General features: G+C 58.0%; 12 protein-coding genes. 3 read left to right on the top strand and 9 right to left on the bottom strand.

What is annotated here, in order from left to right:
* Nucleotides 1-94 precede the first annotated feature (94 nt).
* Complete coding sequence (locus tag AC6I8J_RS00265) at nucleotides 95-1,360, top strand: YidR family protein (RefSeq protein ID WP_161733232.1); 1,266 nt, start codon at nucleotides 95-97, stop codon at nucleotides 1,358-1,360.
* On the opposite strand, the gene AC6I8J_RS00260 is transcribed toward AC6I8J_RS00265, so the two are convergent.
* Entirely contained in the window at nucleotides 1,329-1,703 is a 375-nt protein-coding gene (locus tag AC6I8J_RS00260; RefSeq protein ID WP_285088450.1) for a YceK/YidQ family lipoprotein, read from the bottom strand. The two genes, AC6I8J_RS00265 and AC6I8J_RS00260, sit on opposite strands and share 32 nt — an antisense overlap.
* Before the next feature lie 290 nt (nucleotides 1,704-1,993).
* Between AC6I8J_RS00260 and ibpA the strand changes: the two genes are divergently transcribed.
* Nucleotides 1,994-2,410, top strand: a complete 417-nt coding sequence (gene ibpA, locus AC6I8J_RS00255; RefSeq protein ID WP_010258920.1) for a small heat shock chaperone IbpA — start codon at nucleotides 1,994-1,996, stop codon at nucleotides 2,408-2,410.
* A gap of 345 nt (nucleotides 2,411-2,755) precedes the next feature.
* On the opposite strand, the gene AC6I8J_RS00250 is transcribed toward ibpA, so the two are convergent.
* Genes AC6I8J_RS00250 through AC6I8J_RS00225 form a run of 6 tightly spaced genes read right to left on the bottom strand, consistent with a single transcriptional unit; the run spans nucleotide 2,756 to nucleotide 8,490 of the window.
* A complete protein-coding gene (locus AC6I8J_RS00250; RefSeq protein ID WP_161733236.1) occupies nucleotides 2,756-3,667 on the bottom strand; it encodes an EamA family transporter in 912 nt (303 codons plus the stop codon).
* A gap of 21 nt (nucleotides 3,668-3,688) precedes the next feature.
* On the bottom strand, nucleotides 3,689-4,189 hold the full coding sequence (locus AC6I8J_RS00245) for a YbaK/EbsC family protein (RefSeq protein WP_161733238.1): 501 nt from the start codon (nucleotides 4,187-4,189) through the stop codon (nucleotides 3,689-3,691).
* 41 nt (nucleotides 4,190-4,230) lie between these two features.
* On the bottom strand, nucleotides 4,231-5,031 hold the full coding sequence (locus AC6I8J_RS00240; RefSeq protein ID WP_161733240.1) for a 2OG-Fe(II)-dependent halogenase WelO5 family protein: 801 nt from the start codon (nucleotides 5,029-5,031) through the stop codon (nucleotides 4,231-4,233).
* Between the two features lie 5 nt (nucleotides 5,032-5,036).
* Entirely contained in the window at nucleotides 5,037-5,744 is a 708-nt protein-coding gene (locus AC6I8J_RS00235) for a class II glutamine amidotransferase (protein WP_161733242.1), read from the bottom strand.
* On the bottom strand, nucleotides 5,732-7,006 hold the full coding sequence (locus AC6I8J_RS00230; RefSeq protein ID WP_161733244.1) for an ATP-grasp domain-containing protein: 1,275 nt from the start codon (nucleotides 7,004-7,006) through the stop codon (nucleotides 5,732-5,734). Before AC6I8J_RS00230 ends, AC6I8J_RS00235 begins: the two co-directional genes overlap by 13 nt.
* 17 nt (nucleotides 7,007-7,023) lie before the next feature.
* Complete coding sequence (locus AC6I8J_RS00225) at nucleotides 7,024-8,490, bottom strand: hypothetical protein (protein WP_285086894.1); 1,467 nt, start codon at nucleotides 8,488-8,490, stop codon at nucleotides 7,024-7,026.
* 168 nt (nucleotides 8,491-8,658) lie between these two features.
* On the opposite strand from AC6I8J_RS00225, the gene AC6I8J_RS00220 reads away from it, so the two are divergent.
* A complete protein-coding gene (locus AC6I8J_RS00220) occupies nucleotides 8,659-10,119 on the top strand; it encodes an aminotransferase-like domain-containing protein (protein WP_161733248.1) in 1,461 nt (486 codons plus the stop codon).
* Here the strand turns inward: AC6I8J_RS00220 and AC6I8J_RS00215 are convergent.
* Together AC6I8J_RS00215 and ghrB are read right to left on the bottom strand one after the other, a co-directional pair.
* Nucleotides 10,116-11,366, bottom strand: a complete 1,251-nt coding sequence (locus AC6I8J_RS00215; protein WP_161733250.1) for a valine--pyruvate transaminase — start codon at nucleotides 11,364-11,366, stop codon at nucleotides 10,116-10,118. The two genes, AC6I8J_RS00220 and AC6I8J_RS00215, sit on opposite strands and share 4 nt — an antisense overlap.
* Before the next feature lie 80 nt (nucleotides 11,367-11,446).
* A complete protein-coding gene (ghrB, locus tag AC6I8J_RS00210; RefSeq protein WP_260059638.1) occupies nucleotides 11,447-12,421 on the bottom strand; it encodes a glyoxylate/hydroxypyruvate reductase GhrB in 975 nt (324 codons plus the stop codon).
* Nucleotides 12,422-12,554 lie beyond the last annotated feature (133 nt).

Below are 12,554 nucleotides of genomic sequence, written 5' to 3'. Positions count from 1 at the left end.
GCTGCGGCCCGGCACCCTTAATCCGGCAAAAAAGCGGTACCGCAAAACGGAATCGCGTACGTTGTCGGGCAACGCTTTCTCCCTGGGTTTCATCATGTCAGAAAAACAGATCACCTTTGCTGACCGTCAGCACCAGCTCACCAATATCAATGTCTGGACGGCCGACAGCCAGTGGCTGGCGTTTGACGTCCGGCCCTCGGGCGCGTCCTTTACCAGCCAGACCATTGAGCGGGTCAATGTGCTGACCGGTGACGTTGAGGTGCTCTATCAGGCCCGGGACGGAGCGCATGTCGGGGTCGTGACGGTCAGTCCCGATCTGCCCCCGCGCTACGTCTGCATTCATGGCCCGGAACATCCCGATGCCAGCTGGCAGTATGACTTCCACCACCGGCGCGGTGTGATTGTTGAGAACGGCGCGGCGGTGAATCTGGATGCCTGCGATATCACGCCGCCCTTTACCCCTGGCGCGCTGCGCGGCGGCTCGCATGTGCATGTCTTCAGCCCCGACGGTTCACGCCTCAGTTTTACCTATAATGACCACGTGATGCACGAGCGGGACAGCCGTCTCGATCTGCGCAATGTCGGTATCGCGGTGCCGCTGCGTGCTGTGAAGCCTGAAAAGCAGCATCCGCGTGAATATGACGGTACCTTTTTCTGCCTGCTGGTGAGCCAGACGCATGCGGAACCCGAGCCGGGCAGTGACCAGATCAATCGTGCTTATGAGGAGTGCTGGGTCGGTGAGCGTGGCTATCAGAAACCGGACGGCCGCTGGCAGCGCTGGGCCATCGCTTTTATTGGCGACACGCTGACGGCGCAGGGCGAGAAGTGTCCTGAAGTCTTCATTGTTGATCTGCCTGACGAACTGGAAGATTACGCTCGCGCCGGAGAGAGGCCGCTGGAGGGCACCAGCACACAGTTACCGGCGCCACCGGCTGGCGTGCAGCAGCGTCGCCTGACGCACAGTCGTGGCGTGGCGCTGCAACCGCGCCACTGGCTGCGTAGTGCGCCCGATGGCAGCCAGATTGCGTTTCTGATGGCGGATGCGGACGCGGTGATCCAGCTCTGGTCGGTCTCTCCCAACGGCGGCGAGCCACGTCAGCTCACCCGACTCAGCCATAGCATTCAGTCCGCCTTTAGCTGGCATCCTGACGGCCAGTCAATCGCCTTTATCTGCGATAACAGTGTGATGCGATGTGACGTTGAGAGCGGCGCATGTCAGCGTCTGACGCACAGAACGGAAGACGCGCCATCAGGTGACGCGGTGGTCTGGTCACCTGACGGGTCACAGATTGCTTTTATGCGTGAGGTGAATGGCTGGCGGCAGCTCTTTACAGTTGCGGTTGCGGCTGTGACCGCATAGGTGGCATAGGCTGTGCCTGCGCCAGGCTTTCGTTAGTATGCGCCAGCCTTTCGCTCTGCAGGATGCGTTCACGTGGGGAGTCGAGAGATTTGTCTTTATCGCTACGGTAGTAGTCCCACGGCAGCAGCAGCGTATCCAGCACGGCAGAGAAAGGAAGATCGATTAACGCGAGTGGCTTCAGCGCCCAGCTGGTATCACCATCAGTCAGCATGTCGGCGCTGGCACGGGTACCGGGATAATAGCCCTGACTCGCACCAGTATGAGACATCACACTGGAACAGCCTGTTGTTGCCATAGCGCAGCACACCATTCCAGCCAGAGGTAAGGTCTTCATCAATTTCATCATCATCATCCCTTCAGCCATGGCATAAGCCTGGCTGAGTTGGCTTGCCAGACAACGTCAACACTCTGGGGCGAAGTCCGTCTGCGTCTGGCAAAAGTAGTTCTGAGTGTATGTCATTTCCGCAATTTGGCGAAAAAAATTGCATATCGCCCTCTTGAAAATCGTTTTGTGACACCCATTTTTAGTTTACGGACGCACTCACCGTCGCCGCAAGGGACAGTGGGGTGCCGTATCCAGCCTGTCCAGTAGTGGAAGGTTGCCAAAACTTGCTGAATTTCAGGAGTCTTAATATGCGTAATTTTGATCTCACCCCACTTTATCGCTCTGCTATCGGTTTTGATCGCCTGTTTAACCTGCTCGAATCTAATCAGAATCAGAGCAATGGCGGCTATCCTCCTTATAACGTTGAACTGGTCGATGAAAATCACTATCGCATAACCATTGCGGTGGCCGGTTTTGCTCAGAGCGAACTGGATATCACGGCGCACGATAACGTGCTGATCGTGCGGGGTGCCCATCCTGAAGAGCAGACCGAGCGTAAATACCTCTATCAGGGTATCGCCGAGCGTAACTTTGAGCGTAAATTCCAGCTCGCCGACCACATTGTGGTGCGCGATGCCCGTCTCGAAAATGGTCTGCTGAGCATCGATCTTGAACGACTGGTGCCGGAAGAGGCGAAACCACGCCGTATTGAGATTCTGAAGTAACCATGAAAAACGCCGCATTAGCGGCGTTTTTCGTTTTTGATGTCAGTGGGTGCACAGGCTCAGGGAGCATACGCCTTTCACAAAGACGCAAAAGCGCCATCCATGGCGGCTCAGCGCGGTCGATTACGCACCTCATCCCTAAGGTGCGCCCGTAAACGGGCCAACGCTTTGCGTTGTTCAAAAACGCTCCCGGCGTTTTTGTCCCTGGCCCGCGATGCTTTGCTACAGGCGTATGCTCCCATCGCCTGGAATTTATGAGCTGCCTGAAAAAAAGAGCAGCACCAGCGCTGTTTTGCGCCCTGAGCTATAACGCTTACAAAGGCCGCGTCAGCGAAGATTTTTAACTTACGGCTGCGTTCGCATCGCCAGACGCTGACCCAGTACGCCCCCAAACACATTCACCAGCAGTCCCAGAATAATCACCACCGCACCCAGCATCTGCTGACCAGAGAGGTGCTCATCCAGCACCAGCGCGGCGGTAATAATCCCCACCACCGGTACCAGCAGCGACAGCGGCGCGACGCGCCAGGTTTCATAGCGACTCAGTAAATTCCCCCAGATAGCGTAACCGACAATGGTGGCGACAAACGCCAGGTAGAACAGCGCCAGCATGGTCTGCAGGCCGATGTGCAGCAGGCTATTAACGATGGCGGCCTGCCCCTCAAACAGCAGCGAACAGGCAAAGAACGGAATGACCGGCACCAGCGCACTCCAGACGACCAGCGACATAATCGGCACACTGCGGTTCCGCATAATAATCTTATTGGTGATATTCCCCAGCCCCCATGACAGCGCCGCCGACAGCGTCAGCATCATGGTGGTCAGCGTAATCCCGGCGCTGGTCTGCCCTTCCATCCCCGCCGTCGCCAGCAAAAACATCCCCAGCGTGGCGATGATAATCCCGACGATATGATTCCAGCGCAGCTTCTCCGCCAGCAGCAGCGCACCCAGCAACAGGGTAAAGAACGCCTGCGCCTGCAGCACCAGCGACGCCAGACCGGCCGGCATGCCGAGCTTGATCGCCAGAAACAGAAACGCAAACTGACCAAAACTGATGGTCATACCGTAAACCACCAGCCAGCGTAGCGGGATCGGCGGGCGACGCACAAAGAAAATAGCGGGAAAGGCGACCAGGGCGAAACGCAGTCCGGCCAGCAAAAAAGGCGGCATGCCCTGCAACCCGAGCTTAATCACCACAAAATTCACGCCCCATGCCACCACTACGCACAGCGCTAACAGCATATCTTTTACCGACATCTGAAACTCCTTGAGCCACCGTCAGGCGGTGATCGCAATCGGGGAAGCGATATCAGCACAACAGTCTTCACCCACGATGCGAAAATAATCGTCTGCAGCCAGCGCGATCGATTTATCCAGCTCACCCGCGTTAAACCATAATGTGCCGACCTGTTGCAGCCGGGTATCAACCCGCAGCGCCAGCCGGTCATCAAAACTAAACGGCGACACTGCACCCATCACACAGTCGGTCAGTGCCTGCGCCAGGTCAGGCGCGGCGAACGAGGATTTTTTGCCGCCGATGGCGCGCGCCGCGCTTTTGAAATTGATGCGGCAGTCGCCCGGCACAATCGCCAGCAGCTGTCGCGAGGGCGCACCGTCCGGCATGCTCACCTCCAGCACCATCGCTTTGGCCGCCTGACCCAGCGCGTTGCCGCGGATCTGGCTGATCTGATCGGTCTGCCCTACCGCCTCATGCTCCACCACACGGTAGCTGGCCTGATGCTGATCCAGCAGCGCAGTAATTTTTTCAAACGTTGTCATTCCCTTCTCCTCTTCTGGCACAACTTCTGGCATAACCCGGCTTAGCTCCAGGCGATAGCGTGTTTCATCTTTTTATCGGTCAGCCCGAAAAAGAACCCCATGGTGATGCGGGTATCACCTTCAACCCGGTCGATCTCATGATAAAAAGCGGGATTAAACAGATAGATATCACCACTGCGTGGTGAAAATTCACAGATCTCGCTGTTTTCAATCACGCCACTGCGGTAGCCCAGCTCACCGGCGGTTTTGAACTGCTCATCCTCCGGTGTCCACTTTTTGTTGTAGATACGCAGCGCGCCACCCGCGTTGCACTCCTGCAGGCAGACCACGCAGCTGAGCTGATGCAGGATTTGCGTCACCACCAGCGAGGTCTTTGCGGCGTCGCGCACGATATTGTCGTTATGCAGCGGGTTCGCGACGCCATCGGCGTGAAAGCGCACGATAGAACCGGCGTAGTCACCACAACCCGGTTCGTGGGCGATGTTTAGACTGTCCAGCCGCAGCGCATGCTGCACCCACCCGTAAATCTGTTCGCGCAGCTGGTTAAGCGAGGGCGGCAACGCCGGCTGGATATCACGCAGCTCGGTAAAATAGTTATCGGGATACGCCGTATGGCGCGCCAGATAAGGGCCCAGCGTGGTCAGTGCGCCATTCGGATAGTGAGAGACACGGATCTTTTCCCGGCAGTGTTGCAGGTCAGCCACTACCGTTTCCCGCACCTCTGGCGTCAGGAAATTGCGCAGCACCAGCAGCGGTACCCGTGCGGTAACAATGTCATCCAGCCAGGTCGATTCCACAAACATGTTGGGATTAATCACGCGGAACTGATTGAAAATAGCCATGTTTATCACTCCCTAAACGATATTTCATAGAGTTCATGATTGTTCATTCGCCGCCAGTTACCGGCGCTGCCTGGTATTGCCACGGGTTCAGAGGCGATCAGCGTGCAACCGTCCTGTTGCCGAAAATGCATCGTAAAATAGTCAGGGAAAGGGGTGTCGTGCGGGTACCACTGCCACGCCCAGGCTTTGTCGCGGGTGACGAAGATGGCATTGCCTGCGCTGCCGCCTGGCTCAACCTGAGCCATCTTTGCGCGCAGATAGTCGCGGGTAAAATCGGCGGGCGTAGTCTGATCCACCAGGTAGCGCAGATATTCTTCGGAATCGAAACGTGACTCCGCCAGGCCAAGCTGGCGGTAAATTGTTGGCAGAAAGCCGTTATGCATCATGTACCACTGATGTCCGGCGCTGTGACGCCACAGCGGATGCGAAAATTCGATCCCCTGATTTTTATTCAGCGTGGCGTGACGCACATGCACCGCCAGAAAGCGGCTGCGCAGGCGATCCACATCAATACCTGGCAGAGCATCGGCGAACGGGCCGGTACCGTGCAGGGTTCGAATCTCGCCCTCTTCCAGCCACAGACAGCCCCAGCCGTTGGGATGTGATTTGATCGGGCCATCGTGTTCGGCGCCTTCACCGCAGCTCATGGCACGCGCTGCCTCTAAAATCTGTGCGCTGTCGAACTGGCCATGCGCCAGAATCATCCTGCACATACTTTGTCTCTCCCTGCGATGACGGATTGCGCGGCAATCACCTGCTGAAACGTAGTCATAATGGGTTCGCGCGCAGAGGCCGTCAGGCTGAACGTTGCCAGAATGCCTGCGTGGCGGGTCAGATCGGCATAGAGCGAGGATCGGGGTGAAACCTGTAATGCTGGCAATCTGAGTGGTGGCAACAGCGCACCCTGCTGATGCTGATCGATCCAGCGTTCAGCCGCCTGCAACTGCGCCGGTTGCCGTAACCGCAGCTGGCCGACCGCACCGGGTGTGGTGAAGGTAAAGGCAGGCAGTGCGCCGCCCGCTTCCAGCCGGAAGGTGACCTCCGCCCAGTTGATGCCTGTCGTCGCCTGCACCAGCGTCGCCACGCCCATGCCGGAGAGCCGGAATCCCATCTCCAGGAAATGCGGCACGCCATTCACCACAATGAAATCGATGTGAAACGCGCCCTGACGATAGCCAAAGGTTTCGCAGCAGAAGGTCATCAGGCTGCTGAACGAGGCTGGCAAGGCCGCTGCCGCCACCGCCACATGCCCCGACTCATAAAAGCTGACGCAACCTTCGCTATCGCGGTGCTGCTCTATCACCTTCTGGCAGCAGGTCAGCGCCAGGGGATGCCCCTGATGCACCACGCCCTGCAATGAAAACTCCTCGCCGATCAGCGCACTTTCCACAATGAAGCCGCTGAAGCCGCGCCCGCCATAGTTCATGGTCTGTATCAGCTGTGTTACCACGCTGTACAGCTGATCGGCGCGCTCAATCAGCCAGATACCCAGCCCGCCGCCGCCATCCACCGGCTTCACGACGCAGGGATAGATCAGCGCCTGTGCCGCATCCAGAATGCTGAGCGGCGAGGCAAAAAAGCGGAACTCCGGCTGCGGGAAGCGCGGCCAGGCTTTTTTCAGCGCCATGCGCTGCGCATATTTATCCAGCGGAATAAAGGCAGCGGGTGCGTCAGGTCCGGCCAGCATCTCGCGCAGCCGTCCGGCGCTGGCGTTGTAGGCTTCAAAGCCCGCCAGCACCACCAGCGGATGCGCCAGCAAACCGGCGTGCAGATAAGCCTGCATGACCTCCCACGGATTCTCAGGACGGTCAAGGCGGATGATCAGATCAAACGGCAGCGCCAGGCTTAACGACTGGTAATCGACAAAATCGCCCATTTCCGCCAGTACGGTGAAATAGCCATCGCGTTTTGCCACCTCACAGTAGGGGTTCTGGCCATCGCGGGTGGCACCAATTTGCAGAAAAATCTTTTTCATCGCCTCGCCTTACCGGGTTAACGCCCGGAAATGATTTCTGTCACGATGTCATTCAGTACACCGTTATTGACCTGAATCACCGCTTTATGGGGATCGAAACGCAGTACGCGCGACAGCGGATCGCGGCTTTTGCCCTCAAGCAGCGAACTGACCGGCTTACTCTGCCAGCAGTGCCGCATCTGCTTCAGCGTCAGGCCGGAGAGCTGCGTTAACTGCTGTGCCAGCGCGAGATCCTCACTGCGCTGCTCAAGCAGGTCGCGAATGGCTGTTTCATCCAGCGCAATCTGCTGCTGCGACAGCCACTGTCCGAGCTGCTCTCCCTGCGCCAGGAAGGGTGAGCAGATCATGCAGATCAGCTGATCTTCACTAAGATCAAACGCCTGCAGGGCGAAGTCCGCCGCACGCTGCCGCTGCTGGTGGATGGCGTCGTCATCCTGATAACGTGCCGCCATCTCATCAATCAGCTGTGGCGGAAAATCTTTCTTCACCATCAGCCCCAGCGCAAAGCGCACATATTCACGGATCCCTTCGGCATAGTTACGCTGCAACAGCGTTTCCGCCCGCAGTCCGCGCAGGTGAGCCATCAGCGTCGGATTACCGCAGTCGGACTCAGAAAAGCTGAACATCAGTTCATCAAAACGGAAACGCATAAATTCGCTGAGCAGCGCCCAGTGCGCGCCCGCTTCATAGGCGGTGTCCTGATAGATGTTGAAAAATAGCGGATCGCGCGCCAGCTGGTGGGTAATGCGGTGTGCGGGTGTCAGTTGATCGGCACCGTAAACGTCAGAGAAGTAGCGCTCAGCCACGCCGTCCAGCGTCTGGAGAAAGCCACTGAAGCCGCGACTTTTATTGGCGACGTGCGCATCAAACAGCCGTGAAAGGTGCCGCGCCCAGGCAACGTAGGCAGCCTGCTCCTGCGGCGAGTCGCCGGTGATAATCAGATCCACGCCGCCATTGTAGTCAGCCGCCAGGCCAAAGGAGTTCACCATGCTGAGATTACAGGCGTTGCAGAAGGTCGAGCGCCCATCAGCGCGAAAGCGGTGTCCATTCATCAGCACATCATGGCGGTTCTGCTGCCGCACGCTCTCCGGCATCGGCAGGTCGCGGGCAAACGGCCGGATCAGCATGCCATCCACCACCAGACATTCCGCCCGTTCATCGTCGTGCATCGCCAGCGCCTGATAAACGCGGTGGATATTCTCCATCACGCTCTGATTCATCGCCGCGTGGCGGTTGGTACTGACCCGAAGAGAGAACGTGCTGCCCTGCTGCTGCCAGATCAGGCCCTGAATGTATCGCACGTAAGCCACCATGTAGCTGCTGTCTTTTCCGCCGCCATAGGCGAGCAGCACACGGTTGTTCTGCAGTTGCAGCTTATCCGGTAACACCGCAAGCAGGCGGGCGGAGCAGCGCTGAGCCGACTCCATGATCGCGGGCGACAGATAGGCTTCAATCTCCTTCATCATGGTGGGCAGATTATTCATTTCTCGCATTTCCCTCAGGTGAACAGAATCGCTTTATGGCCTGAAGCCCGGTGGCTGGCGGGGTCGCCGTGCCGTTCAGCATCATGAATAATTAAGAGATGCAGCCTAAAGTACTTTGAATGTACTCTGTTGAATATGCACAGATCAGCGCGATATGGGGTGGAACAGATGGCCGATGTTGTCGGGGAACAGGAGAGTCAGAGCAGTCGTTACCGCCAGATAGCAGAACAGATCAAGCAGGCCATTCACGCCGGTTCGCTGGCTCCCGACAGCCGTCTGCCGTCGGTGCGGACGCTGGCGACGCAGTACAATGTCAGCCTCACCACCGCCCTGAAAACACTGCGCACGCTGGAAGATGAGCGTTACGCCGTCGCCCGCCCTAAATCGGGCTTTTTTGTTGCCTCGCAACGCCCCGCTTCGCGTCAGTTGCCCGCTGTCAGCGAACAGCCGCGCGCCATCGCGCCGCTGGATGAGCAGACAGAACTGCATCTGGCGATGCTCGGCTCAGACTGCCGGGTGCGCCTCGATCTGGCTAACGGTGACAGCGCGCTCTATCCGGTCAAACGCATCGGCCTGCTGATGCGCCAGATGGGTTACAGCAAACCAGCCCTGCTCGGCAATACGGTCAAGGGCACCGGCTATGCGCCGCTGAAAACGGAGATTGCCCGCCGCGCGGTCGATTACGGCTGCAATATCAGCGCCGACGATATCCTGATCACCAACGGCTGCATCGAGGCAATCTCGCTGTCGCTGCGCGCCACCACCCAGCCGGGGGATGTGGTCGCAGTAGAGTCACCCTGCTATTTCGTGCTGCTGCAGATGCTGCATAACCTCAATTTACGGGTGATTGAAGTGGAAGCCGGGCCAGAAGGGTATGTGAATGTGGCGAAGCTGACCGGCCTGTTTAAGCGCAAGGCGGTGCGGGTCTTTCTCACCCTGTGCAACGTCAATAATCCGCTGGGCAAGAGCATTCCCAACGAGCATAAAGCCTATATTGCGCGGCAGGCGGATGAAAACGATGTGGTGATCATCGAGGATGATATTTTTGGCGATACCGCCTTTGGTGAGCGTCGTCCCTTCCCGATGCGCGCCTTCAGCCCCAACGCCATTCTCTGCAGCGGCTTCTCTAAAACCGTGGCTCCGGGCATTCGCATTGGCTGGGTTCACAGCGTCAATTACATGCGCAAAATCGCCTCACTGAAATATACCTCTACGATGGGCACCTCAGTGCTGTCACAGGCGGCAGTAGCGGAGCTGCTACGTAACGGCGGCTACGATGCTCACCTGCGCAAGCTGCGGCGCGAACTGGCGCGGCAAATCCGCGAAATGCGTCAGTCGGTGCTACGGGAATTTCCGGCAGGCACGCGGGTGTCCGATCCGGAAGGAGGCTATGTGCTGTGGGTGGAAATGCCACGAGCGGCGCTGAACGTGCGCGAGCTGTTTCTGAAAGCGCGCAATGCGGGCATCGGGATTGCGCCGGGCCACATTTTTGCCACCGATCAGCGTTACGATCACTGTTTCCGGCTGAATGCCGGTTTCGGCTGGAATGCGGAGGTGGAACAGGCGATTCAGCAGCTGGCACAGTGGTGCCAGCTGTCGTTAACCGATTCACAGGAAGAGCAGGATTAACTGTCGCGCCAGGCGATCTCAACCTCTTCCGCCAGAATCTGCACTGCCCGCTCGATGTTCTCTGCATCCGGCACGTAGTTCATCCGCATACATTGATGGGTATGCGGCCATGCCTGTTCCAGTCCCGGGAAGAAGAAGTGGCCCGGCACCATCAGTACGCCACGCGCTTTAAGCCGCTGATAAAGCAATTCAGTGGTGATCGGTAGATCGCGGAACCAGAGCCAGAGGAAAATCGCCCCTTCCGGCTTGTGGATCAGGCAGCGCTCTTCCGGCAGATAGCGCCGCAGGATCGCGATGGTCTGCTGCACCTTCTGCTGATAGAACGGCTTAATCACCTCTTCGGAGAGCCGCAACAGATCGCCGCGACGGATCATCTCATTGGCGATGGCCGGACCGATGCTGCCTGGCGCCAGGCTGATGATGCCGTTCATGTTGCTCAGCGCAGTAATGGTCTTCTCATCCGCGATAATAATGCCGCAACGTGCACCCGGCAGGCCGAGCTTCGACAGGCTCATGCAGAGAATGATGTTGGGATTCCACAGCGGGCGCACCTCACTGAAGATGATGCCGGGAAACGGCACGCCATAGGCGTTGTCGATCAACAGCGGAACGTCATGCTGCTGTGCCAGCGCATCGAGCTGCATCAGCTCATCATCAGTGATCACATTGCCGGTGGGGTTGGTCGGGCGCGAGACGCAGATTAACCCGACATCATCGTTCATCGGCAGATGCTCGAAATCGACATGATATTTAAACTGACCTTCCGGCAGCAGCTCAATGTTCGGCTTCGCCGAGACAAACAGATCCTCTTCCAGACCGGCATCCGCATAGCCAAGATACTCAGGCGCCAGTGGGAACAGTACCCGCTTTTTGCTGCCATCGGCCCGGCGACCAGCGTACAGATTAAACAGATAGAAGAAGGCGCTCTGGCTGCCGTTAGTCAGCGCGATGTTCTCTGCGGTAATCGGCCAGCCGAGCTGTTCACTCAGCAGTCCCGCCAGTGACGCCAGCAGCGTCGCTTTGCCACGCGGACCGTCATAATTGCACAGCGCCTCGCTGAGTTTGCCCTCCTCATGCATCTGCTGCAGCAGTTGCTGAAAATAGTCGTTCATGGCCGGAATTTGCGCCGGATTGCCGCCACCCAGCATGATGGTGCCAGGCGTGCGCAGGCCCGCGCCCATATCTTCCATCAGACGTGAGATGCCGGAATGTTGGGTAAATTTGTCGCCGAACTGAGAAAAGGACATAACGGTTAAATATTTGTGATAGCGAATCGGGGGTTCACCATAACGCCCGCCGATGGCGGGCGCAATGGAAAGGCGAGGGATTACTTCAGTGCCTGCGGGTTCACGCAGTTTTTCTCAACGCTGCCGCCGAGTGCGGCAATGAGATTTTCTACCGCATCCTGCATCATGCCGTAACGGGTTTCGTGCGTGGCGGAACCGATGTGCGGCAGCGTCACCACGTTGGGCAGCGACAGCAGCGGAGAGTCGGCTGAGACCGGTTCCTGCTCAAACACATCCAGCCCGGCAGCGTACAGCCTGCCCGCCTGCAATGCGGCGATGAGCGCCTGCTCATCCACCACCGGCCCGCGACCGGCGTTGATCAGCACCGCATCCGGCTTCATCAGTTCCAGTTCGGCGGCGCCGATCAGATGATGCGTCTCTTCGGTCAGCGGCAGGCTGATGCAGACGAAATCACTCTGCTTCAGCAATGCTTCCAGTTCACAGCGCTGCGCGCCAAAGCGCGACTGCGCCTCTTCATGTTCGCGGCGGGCGTTGTAGAGGATTTTCATGCCGAAGCCAAAGTGGGCGCGCTGCGCCAGCGCCATCCCGATACGTCCCATGCCGAGAATACCCAGCGTTTTATGGTGCACGTCGATGCCGAACTGCGCCGGTCCGATGCTCTTCTGCCAGTTGCCCGCTTTAACCCAGGTATCCAGTTCCGGCACCCGGCGCGCCGTGCTCAGCACCAGCGCCATCATGGTGTCCGCCACGGTTTCGGTCAGCACGGTTGGCGTGTGCATCAGCACCACGTGACGCTGATTCAGTGCATCAACATCGAAATTGTCATAGCCCACAGAAACACTGGAGCAGACGCGCAGATTGGGCATTTTCGCCAGCAGCTCGCCATTCACCTTACCCCCCGATCCCAGCAGCCCTTCTGCCTGCTGAAACACCGCAGCATGCTGCTGCTGGCTTTCCGGCGAGAGATCGCTGATTTCCGTCACGTCACACTGTTCAGACAGGCGTGCATAGAGATCGTCAGGTAGTTTTTTATAAAGAATTACAGCGGGTTTCATTCGGTGGCTCCCGTTCAATAAGTAGCGGGCGGCTTGCAGGCCGCCCGGAGAAACAGAGATTAACGATTACGCTTTTAATGTGCTGACTAAGCCCTGGGCGCTTATGAATCAGCACTCTCTAGCGTTTACGCTT

Source organism: Pantoea sp. X-Soil-ISGK-355 (assembly GCF_059730805.1).
The sequence above is the reverse complement of the archived record's forward strand: the minus strand, read 5'-3'. Positions and strand labels throughout refer to the sequence as shown.